Source organism: Curtobacterium sp. TC1 (genome assembly GCF_019844075.1).
GTDB lineage: Bacteria > Actinomycetota > Actinomycetes > Actinomycetales > Microbacteriaceae > Curtobacterium.
In genome coordinates this window covers 2,820,514-2,841,694 of record NZ_CP081964.1, presented here as the reverse complement: position 1 = coordinate 2,841,694, position 21,181 = coordinate 2,820,514, and the positions used below count along the sequence as shown (strand labels likewise).

General features: G+C 70.1%; 22 protein-coding genes and 3 tRNA genes. 19 read left to right on the top strand and 6 right to left on the bottom strand.

What is annotated here, in order from left to right; translation table 11 throughout:
• Positions 1–44: 44 nt before the first annotated feature.
• Positions 45–116 (top strand) — tRNA-Thr (locus tag KZI27_RS14425).
• A gap of 32 nt (positions 117–148) precedes the next feature.
• Positions 149–222 (top strand) — tRNA-Met (locus tag KZI27_RS14420).
• Between the two features lie 70 nt (positions 223–292).
• Here the strand turns inward: KZI27_RS14420 and KZI27_RS14415 are convergent.
• Positions 293–691, bottom strand: a complete 399-nt coding sequence (locus KZI27_RS14415) for a hypothetical protein (protein WP_222658154.1) — start codon at positions 689–691, stop codon at positions 293–295.
• Between the two features lie 130 nt (positions 692–821).
• Here KZI27_RS14415 and KZI27_RS14410 point away from each other — a divergent pair, with 130 nt between their 5' ends.
• The 3 genes from KZI27_RS14410 to KZI27_RS14400 are packed head-to-tail and all read left to right on the top strand — an operon-like array spanning position 822 to position 2,724.
• Complete coding sequence (locus tag KZI27_RS14410; protein ID WP_111084265.1) at positions 822–1,271, top strand: MaoC family dehydratase N-terminal domain-containing protein; 450 nt, start codon at positions 822–824, stop codon at positions 1,269–1,271.
• Positions 1,268–1,693 carry a MaoC/PaaZ C-terminal domain-containing protein gene (locus KZI27_RS14405; RefSeq protein WP_222658153.1) on the top strand — a complete coding sequence of 142 codons (426 nt, stop codon included), beginning with the start codon at positions 1,268–1,270 and terminating at the stop codon, positions 1,691–1,693. The genes KZI27_RS14410 and KZI27_RS14405 overlap by 4 nt, the downstream gene beginning before the upstream one ends.
• Before the next feature lie 14 nt (positions 1,694–1,707).
• Complete coding sequence (locus KZI27_RS14400) at positions 1,708–2,724, top strand: UDP-N-acetylmuramate dehydrogenase (RefSeq protein ID WP_261783907.1); 1,017 nt, start codon at positions 1,708–1,710, stop codon at positions 2,722–2,724.
• Between the two features lie 85 nt (positions 2,725–2,809).
• Here KZI27_RS14400 and KZI27_RS14395 read toward each other — a convergent pair whose 3' ends face one another.
• Positions 2,810–3,991 carry a pyridoxal phosphate-dependent aminotransferase gene (locus KZI27_RS14395; RefSeq protein ID WP_222661394.1) on the bottom strand — a complete coding sequence of 394 codons (1,182 nt, stop codon included), beginning with the start codon at positions 3,989–3,991 and terminating at the stop codon, positions 2,810–2,812.
• Between the two features lie 180 nt (positions 3,992–4,171).
• Here KZI27_RS14395 and KZI27_RS14390 point away from each other — a divergent pair.
• The 6 genes from KZI27_RS14390 (at position 4,172) to KZI27_RS14365 (ending at position 7,740) form a co-directional block, all read left to right on the top strand.
• Positions 4,172–4,244, top strand: a tRNA-Trp gene (locus KZI27_RS14390).
• A 35-nt stretch (positions 4,245–4,279) separates the two neighbouring features.
• Complete coding sequence (gene secE, locus KZI27_RS14385; RefSeq protein WP_228504884.1) at positions 4,280–4,543, top strand: preprotein translocase subunit SecE; 264 nt, start codon at positions 4,280–4,282, stop codon at positions 4,541–4,543.
• A gap of 119 nt (positions 4,544–4,662) precedes the next feature.
• Entirely contained in the window at positions 4,663–5,676 is a 1,014-nt protein-coding gene (nusG, locus tag KZI27_RS14380) for a transcription termination/antitermination protein NusG (RefSeq protein ID WP_222658151.1), read from the top strand.
• Between the two features lie 144 nt (positions 5,677–5,820).
• A complete protein-coding gene (gene rplK / locus KZI27_RS14375; RefSeq protein ID WP_022906459.1) occupies positions 5,821–6,252 on the top strand; it encodes a 50S ribosomal protein L11 in 432 nt (143 codons plus the stop codon).
• A 90-nt stretch (positions 6,253–6,342) separates the two neighbouring features.
• Entirely contained in the window at positions 6,343–7,032 is a 690-nt protein-coding gene (rplA, locus tag KZI27_RS14370; RefSeq protein ID WP_111084260.1) for a 50S ribosomal protein L1, read from the top strand.
• Between the two features lie 99 nt (positions 7,033–7,131).
• Positions 7,132–7,740 carry a Pr6Pr family membrane protein gene (locus KZI27_RS14365; RefSeq protein ID WP_222658150.1) on the top strand — a complete coding sequence of 203 codons (609 nt, stop codon included), beginning with the start codon at positions 7,132–7,134 and terminating at the stop codon, positions 7,738–7,740.
• Positions 7,741–7,749: 9 nt separating this feature from the next.
• Here the strand turns inward: KZI27_RS14365 and KZI27_RS14360 are convergent, their stop codons facing one another.
• Both KZI27_RS14360 and KZI27_RS14355 read right to left on the bottom strand, forming a co-directional pair.
• Positions 7,750–8,433, bottom strand: a complete 684-nt coding sequence (locus KZI27_RS14360; protein WP_131845696.1) for a YqaJ viral recombinase family protein — start codon at positions 8,431–8,433, stop codon at positions 7,750–7,752.
• Between the two features lie 66 nt (positions 8,434–8,499).
• Entirely contained in the window at positions 8,500–9,711 is a 1,212-nt protein-coding gene (locus KZI27_RS14355; RefSeq protein ID WP_222658149.1) for an ROK family protein, read from the bottom strand.
• Between the two features lie 144 nt (positions 9,712–9,855).
• Here KZI27_RS14355 and KZI27_RS14350 point away from each other — a divergent pair, with 144 nt between their 5' ends.
• The 6 genes from KZI27_RS14350 (at position 9,856) to KZI27_RS14325 (ending at position 16,248) form a co-directional block, all read left to right on the top strand.
• Complete coding sequence (locus KZI27_RS14350) at positions 9,856–10,602, top strand: sugar phosphate isomerase/epimerase family protein (protein WP_222658148.1); 747 nt, start codon at positions 9,856–9,858, stop codon at positions 10,600–10,602.
• A complete protein-coding gene (locus KZI27_RS14345) occupies positions 10,599–11,744 on the top strand; it encodes a Gfo/Idh/MocA family protein (RefSeq protein ID WP_123313832.1) in 1,146 nt (381 codons plus the stop codon). Before KZI27_RS14350 ends, KZI27_RS14345 begins: the two co-directional genes overlap by 4 nt.
• Before the next feature lie 93 nt (positions 11,745–11,837).
• The gene (locus KZI27_RS14340; RefSeq protein WP_222658147.1) at positions 11,838–13,139 is read left to right on the top strand and encodes an ABC transporter substrate-binding protein; all 1,302 of its coding nucleotides are present in this window, start codon (positions 11,838–11,840) and stop codon (positions 13,137–13,139) included.
• A 224-nt stretch (positions 13,140–13,363) separates the two neighbouring features.
• Positions 13,364–14,359, top strand: a complete 996-nt coding sequence (locus KZI27_RS14335; RefSeq protein WP_222658146.1) for a carbohydrate ABC transporter permease — start codon at positions 13,364–13,366, stop codon at positions 14,357–14,359.
• Entirely contained in the window at positions 14,352–15,191 is an 840-nt protein-coding gene (locus KZI27_RS14330) for a carbohydrate ABC transporter permease (RefSeq protein WP_222658145.1), read from the top strand. The genes KZI27_RS14335 and KZI27_RS14330 overlap by 8 nt, the downstream gene beginning before the upstream one ends.
• A gap of 109 nt (positions 15,192–15,300) precedes the next feature.
• Positions 15,301–16,248 (top strand): TolB family protein, encoded by a 948-nt coding sequence (locus KZI27_RS14325; RefSeq protein WP_222658144.1) that lies wholly within the window; start codon positions 15,301–15,303, stop codon positions 16,246–16,248.
• A gap of 60 nt (positions 16,249–16,308) precedes the next feature.
• Here KZI27_RS14325 and KZI27_RS14320 read toward each other — a convergent pair whose 3' ends face one another.
• The gene (locus tag KZI27_RS14320) at positions 16,309–16,986 is read right to left on the bottom strand and encodes an ABC transporter ATP-binding protein (RefSeq protein WP_123314077.1); all 678 of its coding nucleotides are present in this window, start codon (positions 16,984–16,986) and stop codon (positions 16,309–16,311) included.
• Between the two features lie 146 nt (positions 16,987–17,132).
• The gene (locus KZI27_RS14315) at positions 17,133–18,692 is read right to left on the bottom strand and encodes an ABC transporter permease (protein WP_222658143.1); all 1,560 of its coding nucleotides are present in this window, start codon (positions 18,690–18,692) and stop codon (positions 17,133–17,135) included.
• A 161-nt stretch (positions 18,693–18,853) separates the two neighbouring features.
• On the opposite strand from KZI27_RS14315, the gene KZI27_RS14310 reads away from it, so the two are divergent.
• Positions 18,854–20,290 (top strand): oligosaccharide flippase family protein, encoded by a 1,437-nt coding sequence (locus tag KZI27_RS14310; protein ID WP_222658142.1) that lies wholly within the window; start codon positions 18,854–18,856, stop codon positions 20,288–20,290.
• The gene (locus KZI27_RS14305) at positions 20,287–21,174 is read left to right on the top strand and encodes a glycosyltransferase (protein ID WP_222658141.1); all 888 of its coding nucleotides are present in this window, start codon (positions 20,287–20,289) and stop codon (positions 21,172–21,174) included. Before KZI27_RS14310 ends, KZI27_RS14305 begins: the two co-directional genes overlap by 4 nt.
• The last annotated feature ends 7 nt before the right edge of the window (positions 21,175–21,181 follow it).

Here is a 21,181-nt window from a genome sequence, read left to right as displayed (position 1 = left end):
GTCGGAGGTCTGCTATCCTCGTGTGGTGCCGTTCGCGGCACATCGCCCCGATAGCTCAGTGGTAGAGCACCTCCATGGTAAGGAGGGGGTCGTCAGTTCAATCCTGACTCGGGGCTCCGACCCGGTGCGCGTGTCGCTCCGGATCTCTGGCGGGGTAGCTCAGTTGGTTAGAGCACACGACTCATAATCGTGGGGTCGCGGGTTCAAGTCCCGCCCTCGCTACAGCAAGCCCGGCGATCTGTTCGCCGGGCTTTCGTCGTTCCCGGGCCTCCCGTCCGCCCCGTGACCGGGCCTACAGCGCGGAGTGCGACCCGGTGCCGGTCCGCGCCTGCAACACGCCGGCGGACCGCAGCGCACGCTCGACCGACGCGCTCACCTCGTGCCAAGCCGCTCGTCGCCGGCTCGCGCCGATGCTGCCGCCGGAGACGGCCGTCCCGTGTCCGCTGTGCCGGAGCGTGATCGTGGTGGACGTTCCCGTGACGGTCGTCGACAGCTCGTAGCGCCGGAACTCGCTGGCCGGGTGCACGAGCGCGCCGAGCAGGATCGTCAGCAGCCGGTTGCCGGTCGTCGCGGTGAGGGTCCCACCGGTCGACTCGACGTGGTGTCCCGTGGTGCGGAGCGCCGCGCCGGCGACCTCCATCGCGGTGCAGCGGTCTCCCGTGTGCACGGCGAACTCGGTCCTGCTGTCCATCGTTGCTCCCCCCGTTCCCCGATCCGGTGTCGACACCGGACCGCCGGTTCCCCCGAACCGACGAGGCAAGCCTAGCCGATGCATCCTCAGCATCGACAGGCCCCAGGACGGGCGTCGGTAGACTGCCGACGTGTCAGTGAACCCCGAGCTCGTCGGCAGGACGTTCCCGCCGGCCCAGCCCTACCTGGTCGGTCGCGAGAAGGTGCGCGAGTTCTCGCGCGCGGTGTTCGCGACCAACCCCGTCCACCACGAACCCGACGCGGCCCGTGCCGCCGGGTACGCCGACGTCGTCGCCCCGCCGACCTTCGCCGTCGTCGTGCAGGAAGCCACGCTCGCGCAGCTCCTGGCCGAGCCGGACGCCGGCATCGACTTCTCCCGCGTCGTGCACGGCGAGCAGTCCTTCACCTACGACCGGCCCATCGTGGCCGGCGACGAGCTCACCGCGACCCTGACCGTCACGAGCGTGAAGACGCTCGGCGGCAACGCGATGGTCACGGCCCAGAGCACCATGAACGACGCCGCGGGGGAGCACGTCGTCACGGCGACGTCGACCCTCGTGGTCCGAGGAGACGACGCATGACCGCCGCACCCGCCACCGCGATCGAGGTCGGCACGGTGGTCGCCGAGCGCGAGGTGCACGTCACCCGCGACTCGCTCGTCCGCTACGCCGGCGCCTCCGGTGACTTCAACCCGATCCACTACCGCGACGACGTCGTCGCCTCGGTCGGCCTGCCCGGCGTCCTCGCGCACGGCATGCTCACGATGGGCCTCGCCGTGCAGCCGGTCTCCGAGTGGCTCGGCGACAGCGGCTGGATCGCGGGCTACGGCGTCCGCTTCACCCGCCCCGTCGTCGTGGACCCCGAGCAGGGCGCGACCATCGGCATCGTCGCCAAGGTCGGGACCGTCGACGACGACGGCCGGCCGAAGCGCATCGACCTCACCGTGACCGCCGGCGGGCAGACCGTGCTCGGCAAGGCGCAGGTCACGGTGGCGTTCCGCTGACCGTGCACGAGCCGGTGCTCGCCGACCTCACGACGCTCGGCGTCGGCGGTCCGGCCACGCGGCTGCTGACGGCCACGACGACCGACGAGCTCGTCGCCCACACGCGCGCGGCGTGGGACGACCACGAGTGGCTGGTCCTCGGCGGCGGCAGCAACCTGCTGGTCGCCGACTCCGGCTTCGACGGCACCGTCGTCCTGGTCCGCACCTCGGGCGTGGAGGCCGACGCCGACGCCGACGGCGTCACCGTCCGCGTCGCGGCCGGTGAACCCTGGGACGCGTTCGTCGCCACCACCGTCGCGAACGGCTGGACCGGTCTGGAGGCCCTCAGCGGCATCCCGGGCACCGTCGGCGCCGCCCCCGTGCAGAACATCGGCGCCTACGGGGTCGAGCTCTCCGACGTGCTCACCCGGGTCGAGTTCCTCGATGCGGCCACGGGGGAGCGCACGTGGGTCCCCGCGGCCGAGCTGGCGCTCGGCTACCGCACGTCGACCCTCAAGCACGGACGCCGCGGTGTCGTGCTGACGGTCGAGTTCCGGCTCGGCACTGCGGGCGAGCACGGCGTGCCGGTGCGGTACGCCCAGCTCGCCGGTTCGCTCGGGGTCGACCTCGGTGCCCTCGTGGAACCGACCACGGTGCGCGACGAGGTCCTGCGGCTCCGCGCCTCGAAGGGCATGGTGCTCGACGCCGACGACCGGGACACCTGGAGCGCCGGGTCGTTCTTCACGAACCCGATCGTGTCCGCGGCCTTCGCCGAGACGCTGCCCGCCGATGCGCCACGGTGGCCGGCTGGTGACGACGTCAAGCTCAGCGCCGCCTGGCTCATCGAGCACGCCGGGGTGCACCGCGGCTACGCCGTGCCGGGGTCGCGGGCGGCGATCTCGTCGAAGCACACCCTCGCGCTGACGAACCGCGGCGGAGCGACGGCCGCCCAGGTGGCGGAGCTCGCACGGTACGTGCAGGTGACCGTCCTGAACCGCTTCGGGGTCTCGCTCGTGCCGGAGCCCGTCGTGGTGGGCGACCTGCTCGACTGAGGACGCCCGCGCGACGCCCCACGGGCCTCCCGGACGTGCGAACGGGCCACCTCGACGAGGTGGCCCGTTCTGTGGTGCGTGGGGTCTACGCGAAGAACCGCGCCAGGCGGACCACGCCCTCGGCGATGTCGTCGTCGCCGAGCGCGTACGACAGCCGCAGGTAGCCCGAGGGTCCGAAGGCCTCGCCCGGGACGACCGCGACCTCGGCGTGCTCGAGGATCAGGTCGGCCAGCTCGAGGGTCGTCGTCGGGGTCGAGCCCGCCCACTCGCGACCGAGCAGTGCGGTGACGTCCGGGTAGACGTAGAAGGCACCCTGCGGGGTCGGCGTGACGACGCCCGGGATCGCGTTGAGCCCGGCGACGATGGCCTGGCGACGGCGGTCGAAGGCCTCGCGCATGGCCGCCACCGGCTCCTGTGGCCCGGTGAGGGCGGCGATCGCGGCGCGCTGGGACACGTTCGACACGTTCGACGACAGGTGCGACTGCAGGTTCGACGCGGCCTTGACGGCGTCGGCCGGGCCGATGAACCAGCCGACGCGCCAGCCGGTCATCGCGTAGGTCTTGGCGACGCCGTTGACCAGGATGGTGGTGTCGGCGAGGGCCGGCACGGCGTCGAGGATGCCGGTGAAGCGCAGCCCGTCGTAGACGAGGTCCTGGTAGATCTCGTCGCTGATGACCCAGATGCCGTGCTCGAGCGCCCACTCGCCGATCGCCGCGGTCTGCTCGGCGGTGTACACGGCACCGGTCGGGTTCGACGGCGAGCAGAACAGCAGCGCCTTCGTCTTCGGGGTGCGCGCGGCCTCGAGCTGCTCGACGGTCACGAGGTACCCCTGGTCGCTGCCGGCGAAGACCTCGACCGGCTCGCCACCGGCCAGGCGGATGGCCTCGGGGTAGGTGGTCCAGTACGGGGCGGGGAGCAGGACCTCGTCCCCGGCGTCGACGATCGTCTGGAACGCCTGGTAGACGGCCTGCTTGCCGCCGTTGGTGACGATCACCTGCGACGGGTCGACGGTGATGCCGGACTCGCGTGCGGTCTTGTCGGCGATGGCCTGCTTCAGCTCCGGCAGGCCGGTCGCGGGCGTGTAGCGGTGGTTCTTCGGGTCCTGTGCGGCCTCGACCGCGGCGACGACCACGTGGTCGGGCGTCGCGAAGTCGGGCTCGCCGGCGGCGAAGGAGATGACGGGGCGACCCGCGGCCTTCAGGGCCTTGGCCTTCGCGTCGACCTTGAGCGTCGCGGACTCGGCGATCGCCGCGATGCGGGACGCGATGCGCGGCCGATCGGTCGGCGCGGCGGCGGGGGTTGCGGTGGACTCGGGGCCGGGGGCTGCGGTGCTCACGGGTCCCAGCCTATCGGCGCGGCACGCCGTGGAGGGGGCCAAGTGGACACCGTGTGACGGACTCCCGTACACTCGACCACCGGAACACGATCGGTGACGGACGTGCTCTGAAGGGCGGTGGCTCAATTGGTAGAGCAGCGGTCTCCAAAACCGCAGGTTGCAGGTTCGAGTCCTGTCCGCCCTGCAACTCTGGAAGGGTAGAAGTTGGCGAGCAAAGACATGGAGACGACGGCGGACGACGTCGTCGCCAAGGCGAAGCAGGACCGGGCCGAGCGCCGGGGTCCGATCGCTGCCATCGTGCTCTTCATCCGCCAGGTGATCGGCGAGCTGCGCAAGGTCGTGACGCCGACCCGCAAGGAGCTCTTCAGCTACACGCTGGTCGTGCTCGTCTTCGTCGTCGTGATGATGATCCTGGTGTCGATCCTCGACTTCGTGTTCGGTCTCGGCGTCGGGTACGTCTTCGGCAACGGGCCCACGGCCTGACCCGGACGTCGACTGCCCTGTGCGGCAGTCGCGTGGAGTACGGTCGCCCGAGACGGAGCCGATCGTGACCAGGACCGTCCGCCATCCCGACCCGCACCACCGAACGGAAAGAATCGACTGTGTCTGACTACTCCCGCGACGACATCGACCTCGCGACGGCTGCCGAGCAGTCCTCCGAGGTCGAGGAGAACCAGGAAGGCGACGTCGAGACCGGCGAGGAGCGCTCCGCCGAGTCCGCCGAGGAGCGCGCGATCTCCGTCGAGTCCGAGGACGACGAGTCCCTCGGCATCGACGAGGAGCTGACCGCGCTGCAGGAGTCCAAGGACCCCGAGGCCGACGCCGTCGTCGAGGACGCCCTCGAGATCGACTCCGCCGACGAGGCCGAGGCTGCGGTGGAGGCCGTCGAGGACGAGGAAGAGATCGAACTCGAGTCCGAGACCGCCGAAGCGGCGAACGAGGCCCTCGCCGCCGACGAAGCCATCGACGCCGAGGACGACGACGCCGAAGAGGCCGAGGTCGACCCGTACGAGGCCTTCAAGGTCGAGCTGCGGATGAAGCCGGGCAAGTGGTACGTCATCCACTCCTACGCGGGCTTCGAGCGCCGCGTGAAGTCGAACATCGAGAACCGCATGGTGTCGATGTCGATGGAGGACTCGATCTACCAGGTCGAGGTCCCGATGGAGGACGTCGTCGAGATCAAGAACGGGCAGCGCAAGCTGGTCACCCGCGTCCGGATCCCCTCGTACGTGCTCGTCCGCATGGACCTCAACGAGGACTCGTGGTCGGTCGTCCGGCACACTCCCGGCGTCACCGGCTTCGTCGGCAACGCGCACAACCCGACGCCGCTCCGTTTCGACGAGGCGTTCGGCATGCTCAAGTCCCTCGTGCAGGTCGCCGAGGCCGCCCCGACCAAGGGTGGCTCGAAGTCCGGCGGTTCCCTGCAGGCGCAGCCCGCGGCCGAGGTCGACTTCGAGGTCGGCGAGACGATCACCATCAAGGAGGGCTCGTTCGCGGGCCTTCCCGGTTCGATCTCCGAGATCAAGCCGGAGAGCGGCAAGCTCACCGTCCTCGTCTCGCTGTTCGAGCGCGAGACCCCGGTCGAGCTCAGCTTCGACCAGGTCACGAAGCTCTAGTCCAGGTCTGCCCGTTCGGGTAGACTCATCGAGTTTGGGCCCGCACGCCTCGTGCGTGTGGGCCTTCACCGCGGTCCGGAACGGCCGGACCAGCGGGAGAGTGCACGGATCCCCGTGCGTTCGATTCCAGGAGGAAGACAAGTCATGGCACCGAAGAAGAAGGTCACGGGCCTGATCAAGCTGCAGATCAACGCGGGGGCCGCCAACCCGGCCCCGCCGATCGGTCCGGCACTCGGTCAGCACGGCGTCAACATCATGGAGTTCTGCAAGGCGTACAACGCGGCGACCGAGTCGCAGCGTGGCAACGTCGTGCCGGTCGAGATCACCGTCTACGAGGACCGTTCGTTCACGTTCGTCCTCAAGACTCCGCCGGCCGCTGAACTCATCAAGAAGGCTGCTGGTGTGCAGAAGGGGTCCGCGACCCCGCACACGGTCAAGGTCGCGAAGATCTCGATGGACCAGGTCCGTCAGATCGCCGAGACCAAGCAGGCCGACCTGAACGCCAACGACATCGAGCAGGCCGCGAAGATCATCGCTGGCACCGCACGCTCGATGGGCATCACGGTCGAGGCCTAAGCACCGATCGGGCTCCGGCCCACACCCAGACACCTTTCCGTGGGAGAGCCGCGCCGGCTCGTCAACCACGTATCTCGCAAGGAGACCACCATGGCGAAGAAGTCCAAGGCCTACGAAGCCGCGGCCGCGAAGATCGAGGCCGACAAGTTCTACACCCCGACCGAGGCAGTCGCCCTGGCCAAGGAGACCGGCTCTGCGAAGACCGACTCCACGGTCGAGGTCGCACTGAAGCTCGGCGTCGACCCGCGCAAGGCGGACCAGATGGTCCGTGGCACGGTCATCCTGCCGCACGGCACGGGCAAGACCGCCCGCGTCATCGTGTTCGCGACGGGTGCGGCGGCCGAGGCCGCGATCGCAGCCGGCGCCGACGAGGTCGGTGGCGACGAGCTCATCGCGAAGGTCGCCGAGGGCTACACCGCCTTCGACTCCGCCGTCGCGACGCCCGAGCTCATGGGCAAGGTCGGTCGTCTCGGCAAGGTGCTCGGCCCGCGTGGCCTCATGCCCAACCCGAAGACCGGCACCGTGACCCCGAACGTGGCGCAGGCCGTCAACGACATCAAGGGCGGCAAGATCGAGTTCCGCGTCGACAAGCACGCCAACGTGCACTTCGTCGTCGGCAAGGCCTCGTTCACGCCGGAGCAGCTCGACGAGAACATCTCGACCGCGCTCGAGGAGATCAACCGCCTCAAGCCGAGCTCCTCGAAGGGCCGTTACGTCATGAAGGGCGCCGTCTCGACGACCTTCGGCCCCGGCATCCCGCTGGACGTCAACAGCATCTGAGTCCACTGACTCCGGGTCACTGACCCGCAGGAAGGCCCGCACCGGAAACGGTGCGGGCCTTTCCGCATCTGCGGGACCGCACCCCGGTAGCGTGGTGGCGTGCGCACCCTCGTCAACTCGCTCCGGTTGATCGCCGTCATCGCCGTGGTCGTGGCGATCGTCGCCCAGTGGCTCGTCAGCTCCGAGACGGCCGCCTACAACCCGTGGAACTTCTTCGGGTACTTCACCATCCAGTCGAACGGCATCATCGCGGTGGCCCTGGCGGTGACCCTCGTCGCGTCGGCTCGGCGGAAGCGCGGTGACCTGCGGGTGAGCCTGCTGCGAGGCGCGGGGACGGTGTACACCGCGACGACGGGCATCGTCTACAACACGCTGCTCACGAACGTCGACGTGTCGGCGAACGTCCAGTGGTCGAACGACGTGCTGCACAAGGTCATCCCCGCGTACGCAGTGCTCGACTGGTTGTTGTTCTCGGACCGGTCGAAGCTGCTCCTCCGCCACGTGTGGTGGTTCTTGATCTACCCGGCGGTGTGGACGATCGTCATCCTGATCCGCGGCGCGACCGACGGCTGGGTACCGTACCCGTTCCTCGACCCGGCGCAGGGCTACGGCGTCGTGGCGATCTACTGCGTCGGCGTGGGCGTCTCGATCGGGTTGCTCGGCGTGCTGGTCGTGGGGATGAGCCGGCTCCGCCTGGTCAAGGTCTGAGCGGACGGGCTACGAGCGGAAGTCGCGCAGCTTGTCGAGCACCAGGTCGGCGAGCTGGACGAGCCCGCGGATCTGGTCGTCGTCGCGGTCGACCCACCGGCACTCGGGTTCGTCGGCGACGGGGACGAAGCCGTCGTGGCGCTCCCAGACGAACAGGGTGCGGTCGGCGCCGAGCACGTACTGCTGCCACCAGATCTGCCGCAGGTAGTGCCGGGGGATGCTCCGCCAGCCCTTCGCGGTCGTCTTGATCTCGGCGAGCACGACGCGTGAGCCCTGGACACCGACGCCGTCGGGGGTGGCGAGGTGCGCCCGGTTCGCAGCCGCGTGGAACAGGTGCGCCGAGGGCTGGATGCCGTGGGTGGCCGCGACCCAGGCGGCGATGTGCGGTTCGCGGTCCTTGCCGTGCTCGGTGAACGCGTTGCCGGAGAACCGTGAGCCGTAGCGCTTCTCGGTGACGACGGCTTCGACCGCGTGCAGCGAGGCGAGCCGCGCGACGTCGGTCGCGGTGATGCCCGCGGCGCGGGCGCGGAGCCAGGCGAAGCGGTCCGAGGAGTGCGCGACGATCCGTTCGGTGTGGCCGCGCAGGGCGGTGAACGCGTCGCGCCCCGGGACCGCAGCCGGCGTGGCGGAGGCGGAAGGCGCCTCCAGGCCGGGGTCCAGGTCGCCCCACAGGGTGGGCTGCACGATCGTCACCCGACGATTCTCCCCCCGACCACCGGCAGGACCGAATCCGACGCGCTCACGAGTGTGGCGTGTGCATCAGGAGACCAGCTCGCGCCCCTCGGCGTACGCGACCAGCTCGTCGACCCCGGCGGGGGAGAGCGCGTAGCCGATCGCCAGTGCCGCTGCTCCCTGCAGCGCGGCGAGTGACCCCGCACGCGACTGGGCGATGACGAGGTGCTCGGTGGCGAGCGGCATCGAGCGCGAGTAGACGACCTCGCGGACGCCGGCGAGCAGGTGCTCCCCGGCCTGCGTGATCGAGCCGCCCAGCACGATCACCGACGGGTTCATGAGCGAGACGCACGTGGCGAGGACCTCGCCGATGTCGCGGCCGGCCTGACGGACGGCGTAGATCGCGTCGAGGTCGGACCGGTTCACCAGGTCCAGGACGTCGGCGCCGGTGTGGGCGTCGTGCCCCTTCGCACGCAGGGCGCGGGCGATCGCCGGACCGGAGGCCACCGCCTCGAGGCACCCGGTGTTGCCGCAGTGGCAGGGGACGTCGCCGGCACGGGAGACCCGGACGTGGCCGATGTCGCCAGCGGTGCCCTGGGCGCCCCGTCGCAGCGCGCCGTCCGACACGATGCCGGACCCGATGCCGGTGGCGACCTTGACGAACAGCAGGTGGTCGACGTCGGGCCAGCCGTGCTCCCGTTCACCGAGGGCCGCGATGTTCACGTCGTTGTCGAGCAGGACGTGCGCCGCGATGTGCTGGCGGAGCCACGACGGCACGTCGAAGCCGTCCCACCCGGGCATGATCGGCGGGTTCGCCGGGCGTCCGGTGGAGAACTCGACCGGACCGGGCACGCCGATGCCGATGGCGATGACGTCCTGTCGGGCGCGGCCGACCTCGTCGAGCAGCTCGTCGATGGTGGCGACCAGCCACGAGAGCGTCTCCACCGGGCCGGCAGCGATGTCGATGCGCGCTTCGCGGGTGGCGAGCGGGGCGGCGACCAGGTCGGTGACGGCGACGCGGCCGTGCGAGGCGCCGAGGTCGGCGGCGATCACGAGTCGGGCGCGGGGCTTCAGCGCCACCTGTGCCGGCGGCCGTCCTCCGGTGGAGACGGCGGTGTCGACGGGGCCGACGAGACCGACCTCGATGAGGGAGTCCAGGCGCACGCCGATGGTGGAGCGTGCGAGTCCCGTCAGTGCGGCGAGCTCGGCCCGGGTCCGCGGCACGCCGTCGCGGAGGATCTGGAAGAGCTCGCTCGTCCCGACCGGAGGCGACGCTGCCGTCCGAGTCAAGTCGACCATGGGGGGAGTGAAGCACACATCGAACGCGCCACGCAACGAAGTTCGTCGACCTTCCACGAACTTCTGCTTGACCGCCGACAGAAGTGGTCATAGTGTGACGCTCGGTCAGTGACGACCGCACCATCTCGACGAGGAGAACCCCTGGTGACCCAACCGATCTCGGTTCAGCTCTACACCGTCCGCGACGCCCTCTCGGCCGACCTGCCCGGCACGCTCCGGCGCATCGCCGACATCGGCTACACGAACGTCGAGGCCTTCGGCTTCGTCGACAACGCCGACGAACTCGCCGCCGCGCTGCGCGACGCCGGCCTCGCCGCCCCGAGCGGACACGCACGGCTGCTGGACGCCGGCGAGCAGGACCTGGAGCGCATCTTCCACGCGAGCGTCACCGTCGGACTCGGCACCTTGATCGACCCGCACATCGACGAGGCCCGCTGGACCACCCGCGAGGACGTCGAGGCGATCGCCCGCGAACTGAGCGCCCTCGCCCCGCGTGCGGCCGACCACGGCCTCGTCCTCGGCTACCACAACCACGCGTTCGAGTTCTCGAACCGCATCGACGGCGTCAGCGCCTACGAGGTCTTCGCCGACGCCCTGTCCGACGACGTCGTGCTCGAGCTCGACACCTACTGGGTCACGGTCGGCGGTGACGACCCGGTGGCGATCATCGGCAAGTACGGCGACAAGATCGAGTTCCTGCACGTCAAGGACGGCGACGGCTCGCACGACGACGACAAGCAGGTCGCCGTGGGCAACGGCATCATGCCGGTCCGCGAGATCCTCGCCGCCGCACCGGACGCACTGCACGTCGTCGAGCTCGACGGCCACGAGGGCGACGTGTTCCAGGCCGTCGCCGACTCCTACACGTTCCTCGAGGGGGCACGCGCATGACCGACACCACCACGACCGCAGCGGTCGACAGCAGCACCCGCACCGGCCGCGTCGGCGTGGGCGTCATCGGCGCCGGGGTCATCTCCGACCAGTACCTGTCGAACCTCACCGTCTTCCCCGACGTCGAGGTCCGCTTCATCGCCGACATCGACCTGCCGCGCGCCGCCGCCCAGGCCGAGAAGTGGGGCGTCCCCGGATCGGGCACCGTCGAGGAGCTCCTGGCCGACGACGACATCGAGATCGTCGTCAACCTGACGATCCCCGCCGCCCACGTCGAGGTCGCGCTGCAGGCCCTCGCCGCCGGCAAGCACGTGTGGGGCGAGAAGCCCTACGCCCTCGACCGTTCGAGCGCTGCCGAGCTCCGCGACGCCGCCCGTGCCGCCGGCAAGACCGTCAGCGTCGCACCGGACACCTTCCTCGGTGCCGGCCTGCAGACCGCGCTCCGCACCATCCGCGACGGCCGCATCGGCAAGCCGCTCAACGGCCTGACGCTCTTCCAGAGCCCCGGCCCGGAGTCGTGGCACCCGAGTCCCGAGTTCCTCTTCGCCTACGGCGCGGGCCCGCTGTTCGACATCGGCCCGTACTACATCACCACCCTGGTGCAGACGTTCGGTCCGGTGAAGAAGGTCACGGCGACGGCGTCGAAGTCCCGCGCGACGCGCACGATCGGCTCCGGCCCGAAGGCGGGCACCGAGTTCCCCGTCGACGTCCCGACGAACCACTCCGCGCTGATCGAGTTCGAGGACGGCGGGAGCGCGCAGAGCGTCTTCTCGTTCGAGTCGGACCGCGGTCGCACGGGCGTCGTCGAGATCGCCGGCGAGACCGGCACCGTCGTGTTCCCGGACCCGAACAACTTCGACGGCGACACCGAGCTGTACGCGCTCGGCGCCGAGGAGCCCGAGACGATCCCCGCGGTCGGCTCCACGTACTCGCGCGGCACCGGCGTGGTCGACCTCGCCCGCTCGCTCCGCGCCGGCGACGAGAACCGGGTCCCCGGTGCGCTCGCCTTCCACGTCCTCGACGTGATGGTCTCCATCGCCGAGGCGGCAGAACGTGGCGAGGCGGTGCTCGTCGAGAGCACCGTGTCGCCCTCCCAGACCCTCCCCGAGGGCTGGGACCCCGCGGAGCAGACCCTGGCCTGACCGGCCCGGGCCCGCCCCGCACACCACAGCAGCACCCGACGTTCCATCCCGCACCACCCCTGCACCATCTCAACGACGAGAAAGTAGAGAGTCATGCGCACTGCCATCCGCGCACTGGCCATCACCGCGGCCGCCGCGCTCACCGTGACCGGCCTCGCAGCCTGCTCCTCCGGATCGTCCGGTTCCTCCGGCGACTCCAAGACGCTCACCTACTGGGCGTCCAACCAGGGCACGTCGCTCCAGAACGACAAGGAGGTGCTGACCCCCGTCCTCAAGAAGTTCACGAAGGAGACCGGGATCAAGGTCGACCTCCAGGTCATCGGCTGGAACGACCTGCAGACGAAGATCCAGACCGCCGTCACCTCGGGCCAGGGCCCGGACGTCGTCAACATCGGCAACACCTGGGCCACCTCGCTCCAGGCGACCGGTGCGTTCCAGGAGTACGGCGACTCCGAGATGAAGGCGATCGGCGGTGCCGACAAGTTCGGCAAGGTCGCGCTCTCCACCGGTGGCGCCCCCGGCAAGACCGTCACGAGCGTCCCGCTCTACGGCCTCGCGTACGGCCTGTACTACAACAAGTCCATGTTCAAGGACGCCGGCCTCGAGGCACCGACCACGTGGGAAGACCTCACGGCGGACGCCAAGAAGCTCACGACCGGTGGCAAGTACGGCTTCACCATCGCCGGCGGTTCGTACACCGAGAACTCGCACTTCGCGTTCATCACCTCGGCGCAGAACGGCGGCGAGTGGTTCGACAAGGACGGCAAGCCGACCTTCACCGACAAGGCGAACGTCGACGGCATCAAGCGCTACCTCGACCTGATGCAGTCCGACAAGGTCGTCAACACCTCGAACGCGCAGTACGACAACGGCACGCAGGCCGTCTCGGACTTCGCGAACGGCAAGGCCGCGATGATGCTGACGCAGAACAACGCGAATGCGACGATCACCTCGCAGGGCATGACGACGGACGAGTTCGGCGTCGTGCCGTTCCCGACCACCGCTGACGGCGAGGACATCGCGTCGTTCCCGGCCGGCATCAACCTGTCGATCTTCAAGAACACGAAGAACAAGGACGGCGCGCTCAAGTTCGTCAAGTACATGACGAGCGCGGACACGCAGACCACGCTCGACAAGCCGTACTCGGCCCTCCCGGTGCTCGCCGCCGCGGCCGACTCGGTCACCGACGAGCAGACGAAGACGTTCCTCGACATCTACAACAACAAGGCCAAGCCCCTCCCGCTGGTCCCCGCCGAGGACCAGTTCGAGTCCACCGTCGGCAAGGCGATGAACGACATGTTCGCCAAGATCGCCACCGGCGGCACCGTGTCCGACAGCGACATCAAGACCGCGCTGCAGACCGCCCAGGACCAGGTGTCCCAGGCGAACGGCTGATCCAGCCTGGAGGCCCGGGGCGCGTCCGCAAGGACGCCCCGGGCCTCCACCCCCAGCGTCCACAGCCGGACGCGCCGGGGCAGGTCGTCACCGGCCCCACAGCCCCAGAGCCGGCCACGCGCCGGCAGTGAGCGTCCCGTCTCACGCACGCCGTGCCTCCCGTCCGCTGCCACGGACCGGGGTGCGAAGCACCCGAACCCCCTCCTGCCGAAAGGCCCCCGCCCATGTCCACGACGGTCCTGCCCGATGCGGAGCGCATCGACCTGACGCACACGAAGGGCTCGACGCTGTCGGGCCGTCCGCCAGGTCGCAAGCGCAAGACCAACTGGCTGCCCTACGCGCTCGTCGCGCCGGCCATCCTGTTCGAGCTGCTCATCCACATCGTCCCGATGCTCACCGGCATCTGGATCTCGTTCATCCAGCTCACCAAGTACTTCATCGCCAACTGGGGCGCTGCGCCCTTCGCGGGACTGCACAACTACTCGGTCGTCGTCGACTTCGACCAGGCGATCGGCAAGGGCGTCCTGCACTCCTTCCTGATCACCTGCGGCTTCACGGTGCTGGTCGTCGGCCTCTCCTGGACCTTCGGGATGGCCGCCGCGGTCGCACTGCAGAAGCCGTTCAGGGGCCGCGGTCTGTTCCGCACCCTGTTCCTGGTGCCGTACGCGCTGCCGATGTACGCCGGCATCATCACCTGGAAGTTCATGTTCCAGCGTGACTCCGGCGCGGTGAACCACGTCCTGGTCGACCAGTTGCACCTGTTCAACGGCACCGGCCCGTTCTGGCTGATCGGCTCGAACGCCTTCGTCTCCGTCGTCGTCGTGGCGATCTGGAAGACCTGGCCCTTCGCGTTCCTGATGCTGATGGCCGGCCTGCAGTCCGTCCCGAACGACGTCTACGAGGCTGCCTCGGTGGACGGCGCGAAGCCGTTCCGCCAGTGGCGCTCGATCACGCTGCCGATGGTCCGCCCGGTCAACGTGACGCTCGTGCTCGTGATGTTCCTCTGGACCTTCAACGACTTCAACACGCCGTTCGTGCTGTTCGGCTCGACCGCGCAGCCCCCGGCCGCGGACCTGCTGAGCTTCCACATCTACAACGCGTCGTTCATCACCTGGAACTTCGGCTCCGGTGCCGCGATGAGCGTCTTGCTCCTCGTCTTCCTGCTCATCGTCACCGGCATCTACCTCGCCGTGACCAACCGGAGGTCCGTCCGTGCGTGAGACATTCGGCGCCAAGTCCTTCAGGGTCGTGACCCTGGTCATCCTGACCCTGTTCACGGTCGTGCCCCTCTACGTGATGATCACCACGGCCATCAAGCCACTCGGTGACGTGCAGAACGACTTCACGTGGATCCCGACCAACATCACCATCCAGCCGTTCATCGACATGTGGTCGACGGTGCCGCTCGGCAAGTACTTCGTGAACTCGCTCGTGGTCTGCACGGTCGCCACGGTGTTCTCGCTGATCATCGCGACGTTCGCCGCCTACGGTGTCTCGCGCTGGAACTTCAAGGGCAAGAGCACCTTCACCACCGCGGTGCTCTCCACCCAGATGTTCCCCGGTGTGCTGTTCCTGCTCCCGCTGTTCCTCATCTTCACGAACCTCGGGAACTCGCTCGGCATCCAGCTGGTCGGCAGCTGGACCGGCCTGATCATCACGTACCTGACGTTCACGCTCCCGTTCTCGATCTGGATGCTCGCCGGCTACTTCGAGACCATCCCGCGTGAGCTCGACGAGGCCGCGATGGTCGACGGTTCCGGCCCGATGGGTGCCCTGTTCCGGGTCATCCTGCCCTCGGCCCGCCCGGGTCTGGTGGCGGTCGGCATCTACTCGTTCATGACGGCCTGGGGTGAGGTGCTCTTCGCCTCGGTCATGACCAACGGTGACGGGCAGACCCTGGCGGTCGGTCTGCAGCAGTACTCCACGCAGACGAACGTGTACTGGAACCAGATCATGGCCGCGTCCCTGGTCGTGTCCATCCCCGTGGTGATCGCGTTCCTCATCGTGCAGCGACAGTTCGTGGCCGGACTGACGGCCGGCGCGGTGAAGTAGCCGGTCGCACCCCGGCCCCGAGACTCGGGCTGGGCGACAGTCCTCGTGCCATCGAGCACGAGCGATGTCGCTCAGCCCGAGTCTCGTCGTTCCGGGCAGGATAGGGCGCATGAGTGGAGCGCGCGGGCGGCACCTGCTGCCGGGACAGACCAGCCGGGTGCACGTGTACGACATCGCGTCGCGGACATCGCGGCTGGTGTTCGAGTCGAGGACGGTGCTCGTCGAGGCGCCGAACGTCCTCGATGCCGACACGCTCGTGCTCAACGGTGACGGCGACCTCTGGCTGCTGCCGCTGCCCGCTCCCGACTCCGACACCGTGCTCGACGAGACCGCCCTGGTCCGGGTGTCGATGCCCGGCGTCCCCGAGATCAACAACGACCACGTGCTCGACCCGTCGGGCACCTCGGTCGTGGTGAGCGGGCGCGACGGGGACCTCTACCGGGTCCCGGTGCCCGCCGGGGGAGCGGCGGCGACGCTCACCGACGTGACCACCGTCCTGCCGACCCTCCGGAAGTTCTACCTGCACGGCATCGCACCCGACGGGGAGACCCTCGCGGCGATCGTCGGGGAGCGGACCACGGACGGCGTCTGGACGACCGACGTCGCACTCGTCGACCCGGCGACCGGCGAGCCGACGTTCCTGACGAGGGACGAACACGCCGACGACGGGGTGTCGTTCGCGGGCGAGGTGCTCGTGTGGAACTCGGAGCGCTTCACGCCCGGCACCGCACAGCTCGTCTCCCTCCGGCCGGGGTCGATCGATCCGGTGCGGCTGACGAACGACGACCGGGTGAACTGGTTCCCGCACGTCTCGCCGGACGGGGAACACCTGCTCTACCTGTCGTACGAGCCGGGCGTGCAGGGCCACCCGGCCGACCACCGCGTGGAACTGCGGCTGCTGCCCGGGGTGCTGGTCCGCGGAGCCCGGATGATGCCGGTGCCGGAGACCCTCGTCGTGCTCGACGGCGGTCAGGGCACCGTCAACGTGCCACCGTGGTCGCCGGACTCGCGGTGGTTCGCGTACTGCGACTACCCGGTGGGACGAGACTCGGTCTGAGCGACAGTCCTCGGGCTCGTGGCCACGAGGACCGTCGCCCACCGCGAGACCCGGGTCGCCTCAGACCTCGCGCACCTGCCCCTGCTTGAGGTGCAGGCGACGCTCGGCCCGCTTCGCCACCCACGAGTCGTGCGTGACGATGACGACCGTCAGCCCGCGTTCCTTCCACTGCTTCTCGATGAGCCCCATGATCTCGTCGCGGGTGCCCTCGTCGAGCGCACCCGTCGGCTCGTCCGCCAGCAGCACGCTGGGGTTCTTCACCAGGGCGCGGGCGATCGCGACGCGCTGCTGCTGCCCACCGGAGAGCTCGGCCGGCAGGTGCTCCATCCGCTCGCCGAGCCCGACCTCCCGGAGCGCAGCCGTGGCCCGCTCGCGGATCTCGGAGCGCGCACGGTTCGCCAGGGAGCCCGCGAACGCCGTCTCGACGTTCTCGAGCGCCGTCAGCGTGGGGATGAGGTTGAAGCTCTGGAACACGAAGCCGATCTCGGTCGCCCGCAGGTCGGTCAGCGCACCGTCGCCGAGCTTCGCCACGTCGCGGTCGCCACCGAGGTGGATCGACCCCGCCGTCGGTCGGTCGAGCGCCCCGAGCATCTGCAGCAGCGTCGACTTGCCGCCGCCGGTCGGACCCTGGATCGCCACGAGCTGTCCCTGCGGGATCGTCAGGTCCACGTTCGTCAGGGCGGTGACGGTCCGGTTCTTCTGCTTGTACGTCTTGCTGACGTTCGTCAGCCGGTACATCGGACTGGAGGCGCGGCTCGCCTCCGCCTGGCCGGCTGCGGTGTCGGTGCTGGTCACGGTCGCTCCTTCTGGTCGCGTGCTCGGGATCGGTGTGGGCCCGGCGTGCGGGCCGGTGGTCGGTGTCGTGTCGGTGGCGGGCCCGGACATCAGGCCACGCTCCGCAGGGCCTCGGCCGGCCGGAGCCTGCTCGCGCGCCAACCGCCGAGGGCGCCGGCGATGAGGCCACCGAGGATCGCCAGTCCGATCGCCAGCAGGATGACCTCGACCGTCACCGGGGCGTGCAGGACCACGTCGGTCGTCGACGCGGAGCTCGCGTCGCCGCCGAAGCCGCCAGCCGGAGCGCCGCCTGTGGTGCCGCTGCCCGCGGCCGCGGTCGCCGCGCCACCGGGCATGCCGCCGCCACCTGCGCCGCCACCGCCCGTCGTGGTCGAGGCGCTCGCCGAGATGGTCGGGCTGATGACGTTCACCACGAGGATGCCGATCAGGCCGGCTGCTGCGCCGAGGACACCCCCGATGAGGCCCTGCACGAGCGATTCCCCGGCGACCTGCCGGGTGATGCGGCCGTTCGACCAGCCGATGGCCTTGAGGGTGCCGAACTCGCGGGTGCGCCTCGTGACGCCGGAGATCGTGAAGAGGATCGCGATGAGGAACGCCGCCGCCAGCACGACGATCGACAGCCAGGTGCCGAGGTTCGAGACGAGGCTCGACGCGGTGCTCAGCGAACCGGAGACGCTCGACGCCAGGTCGGACTCGGTCGAGACCGTAGCGGTCGTGAGCTTCTGCTGCAGGGCCGTCTTGATCGCGCTGACGTCCGACGAGGACTCGGCGGACACGTAGATCGAGGTGACCTTGCCGTCGAGGTCCGCCAGCGCCTGTGCGGTGTCGAGGGGGATGTAGGTGTTCGAGCCAGTCGTGGACGACGAGCCCGTCGAGGTGACGATGCCGATGACCTCGAAGTCGGTGCCGCCGATGTCGACGGTGTCGCCGACGGCCTTCGACTCGCTCTTCGCGTACGACGCGTCCAGCACGACGACGTCCTTGCCGGCGTCCTTCGCGGTGAAGGTCCGGCCCTTGGTGAGCTCGGTGCTGGTCAGGGGGCCGACGGCGTCGCCGGAGACGGGGATGCCGGTCACGGTGAACGAGTCGACGTCGAACGAGCCGCCGCCGAAGCCGCCGCCACCCTGGCCGGAGTCGCCACTCGGCGGACCCTGCTGGGTGGAGCTGTCCGTGCTGCTGCCGTCGGAGCTGCTGCTGTCCGTGCTGCTGCCGTCGGTCGACTGCTGGACCTGACCCGAGAACGTGCTGTTCTCGAGGGTCAGGACACCGGTCGCCGCCTTGACGCCGTCGGTGCTCGTCACGGTCGTGAGGTTGGCGGCGCTGAGCGTGCTCGTACCGCGCGCGACGGCGAGCCGCGACTGCGACAGGTCGGTGGACCCACTGCTGTCGCTGTCGCCGCCGCTCTGACTGCCGAAGTCGAAGCTCGGCCGACCGGAGCCCGACGCGCTCGGCGTCGTCGTCTTCGTGACGGTGATGTCGGTGCCGACGCCGTACACGGACTGCAGCACGCTCGACTGCGCGGCCTTCACGCCGCCGGCGATCGAGGACACGATGACCACGAGGGCGATGGCCAACGCCATGCCGATCGCGATGATGACGGTCTGCTTCTTGCGGTTCGTGAGTTCGCGCCTGAGGTAGGTCAGGAACATGGTTCTCCTCGGTGGTGGCCGGCTGGGGTCACCGGCCGTGCAGAGCGCACGGCGGGGCCGACGGAGAAGAACCTAGGCAGCCGCTCAATGGCCGACCCATCGGCGGCCTGTGAGCCGTCTAAGCCATCGGTCGTTCCTTTGTCGTGTGATATTTTGGATGCGTGACAATCGTGCGGAGCGGACTGATCAGCCTGGCCGGCACGGCCGCGCGGGCCGCGGTGCAGATCGCGGCCAACGTCATCGTGGCCCGCATCCTCGGGCCGGGGGCGTACGGTGTCGCGGCGGTCGTGCTCGGGCTCGCGGTCGTCCTCGAACTGGTCCGCTCCAGCGGTCTCGCCGCGGTCGTTCTGCGGTCGGGGTCGCTCGCCGAACCGGTGGTGGTCGCCCTGCACCGTGCGAGCATCTGCGTCGGGGTCGTCCTCGGAGCCGTCGTCGCCCTCGCAGGAGCCGTGCTCCTGTCGGGGGCGTCGACCCGACCGTACGGTGGCCTGCTGCTCGTCATCGCCGTGGCGTTCCCCATGGCTGGAACGGTCGCGGTACCCATCGCTCGGATGGCCCGGCAGCACGAGATGGGCCGCGTCGTCGTCGTGGAGTCGGCGGCCGTGGTGCTCGCGGCGGGCGTGGCCGTCGGGGCGGCGTCGGCAGGAGCCGGCCCGATCGCCGTCGTCGTCCAGGTCGTCGTCCTCTGGGCGGTCGTCGCGCTGGGCGTGGCCGTGCAGGGTCGGATGCCGCGCGGAGTGCGGGCGCCGTGGCCGACGGTTCGGCCGCTCGTCCGGACCGCGCGGCACCTCTCGTCGGTGCAGCTGATCTCTGTCGTCGCCCGTGCAGGGGACCGCTCCCTCGTGGCGGTGCTCTTCGGGTCAGCAGCGTCCGGCATGTGGGCGCAGGCCGTGCAGCTCGTCGCCCTGCCGCTCGAGCAGATCGGCGCGGGCGTGCAGCGCGTCGCCGTGCCCGCGCTCGCCGGGGCCGACGGCGCGGATCTCCGGCGACGGTTCCGCCGTCTCGTCGGGACGACGACGCTGCTCGTCTGGCCGGTGCTCGCGGTCCTCGGTGTCCTCGCCGGGCCGGTCGTCGCACTGCTCTTCGGCCCGCAGTGGCTCGGTTCCGGCGTGCTGCTCCCGTTCCTCGTCGTCGCCGGAGCCGCACAGGCGATGAGCTACTCCGCGGTCTGGTACTTCGTGGCGAGCGGGCGATCGGACGTCCAACTGCGATGGGCGCTGGTGACGCAGCCGGTGATCGTGATCGCCCTCGTCGTCGGCTCGGTCGGCGGCGTCGTCCCGATGGCCGCCGCCTACGCGTCCGCCTGCCTGGTGCTCGTCGTCCCCTCGTTCACGGTCGCCACCCGCGGTTCGGGGATCCGGCTGGTCGACCTCCTCGGGGCCGTCGTGCCCGCAGCGGTCGCGGCCACCGCGGCGGCCGCGACCGCCTGGGTCGTCCATCGGGCCGTGCCGCAGGACGCGGTTCTCGGGGTGCTCGTGCCCGGTGTGTGCGCCGCCGTGGTCGCCCTCACCGTGGCCGTCGCGTTCCCCGCCGTCCGCGCTGCCCGGCCGGCGCGCTCCGCTCCGCTCCCGTCGATCAGGAGAGGTGCCACACGATGACCACCGGGCCGTCCCTCGGACTCGCCACCACGGTCGGCGTCGTCGTCCCCGTCGGACCCGGAGCGTCCGGCGAACTCCGTGCGCAGCTGGCTGCACTCGGTCGGCAGACGTGGCCCGGCCCGGTCACCGTCGTGCTGAGCTGCAACGGCGAACCCGTGGACCGCGTCGTCCGGGTCGCCGCTGCGGTCGGCTGGCCGCCGACGTGGACCGTCACGGTCGTCGACTCCTCCGCGGTCCGCGGTCCGGGGGCGGCACGGAACGCTGGCTGGCGCGCGGTCCACGCCGACCTCGTCCTGTTCTGCGACGCGGACGACGTCGTGTCCGACACCTGGGTCGCCGGGATGGTGCGCGGTCTCGCGGCAGCCGGTGTCTGCACCGGGCCGATCCTGCACGACGCCCTGAACGAGCCGTGGATGGTCGAGACGGCGCAGCAGGCCTGGCCCGTCGTCCGTTTCGGACACCTGCCGCACACTTCGTCGGCCAACCTCGGCGTGCGGCGTGCGGTGCTCGAGACGATCGGTGGTTTCGACGTCGGACTCGCCGCCGCCGAGGACATCGACCTCGCGTGGCGCGCGACCCACGCCGGCTTCCCGACGCACTTCGAGACCGCCGCTGCCGTGCAGTACCGTCTTCGGCCGGGCCTGCTCGCGCTGTTCCGGAACCAGCGTCTGTACGCCCGGTGGGATCACACACTGGTGGCGAAGCACCGTGCTGCGGGTGCACGGTGGGAACGCCGAGCGGTCGTCCGCCACGTCGTGTCCACCGCGCTCGCCGTGGTCCGAGCACCGTCCGGACGACGTCGGCGTCGCGTCGCGGCGAACCGGCTCGGCACGCTCGTCGGGTGGCTCGACGGTTGGGTCGAGCATCGTCTGCTGCGGCGCTGACCCGCTC

Coding starts and splice junctions, on each gene's coding strand:
- KZI27_RS14315 (WP_222658143.1), bottom strand. CDS start 18,692: ATGTTCCTGACCTACCTCAGGCGCGAACTCACGAACCGCAAGAAGCAG.
- KZI27_RS14355 (WP_222658149.1), bottom strand. CDS start 9,711: ATGGTCGACTTGACTCGGACGGCAGCGTCGCCTCCGGTCGGGACGAGC.
- KZI27_RS14345 (WP_123313832.1), top strand. CDS start 10,599: ATGACCGACACCACCACGACCGCAGCGGTCGACAGCAGCACCCGCACC.
- KZI27_RS14340 (WP_222658147.1), top strand. CDS start 11,838: ATGCGCACTGCCATCCGCGCACTGGCCATCACCGCGGCCGCCGCGCTC.
- KZI27_RS14305 (WP_222658141.1), top strand. CDS start 20,287: ATGACCACCGGGCCGTCCCTCGGACTCGCCACCACGGTCGGCGTCGTC.
- KZI27_RS14405 (WP_222658153.1), top strand. CDS start 1,268: ATGACCGCCGCACCCGCCACCGCGATCGAGGTCGGCACGGTGGTCGCC.
- KZI27_RS14320 (WP_123314077.1), bottom strand. CDS start 16,986: ATGTACCGGCTGACGAACGTCAGCAAGACGTACAAGCAGAAGAACCGG.
- KZI27_RS14335 (WP_222658146.1), top strand. CDS start 13,364: ATGTCCACGACGGTCCTGCCCGATGCGGAGCGCATCGACCTGACGCAC.
- KZI27_RS14415 (WP_222658154.1), bottom strand. CDS start 691: ATGGACAGCAGGACCGAGTTCGCCGTGCACACGGGAGACCGCTGCACC.
- rplA (WP_111084260.1), top strand. CDS start 6,343: ATGGCGAAGAAGTCCAAGGCCTACGAAGCCGCGGCCGCGAAGATCGAG.
- KZI27_RS14325 (WP_222658144.1), top strand. CDS start 15,301: ATGAGTGGAGCGCGCGGGCGGCACCTGCTGCCGGGACAGACCAGCCGG.
- rplK (WP_022906459.1), top strand. CDS start 5,821: ATGGCACCGAAGAAGAAGGTCACGGGCCTGATCAAGCTGCAGATCAAC.
- secE (WP_228504884.1), top strand. CDS start 4,280: ATGGAGACGACGGCGGACGACGTCGTCGCCAAGGCGAAGCAGGACCGG.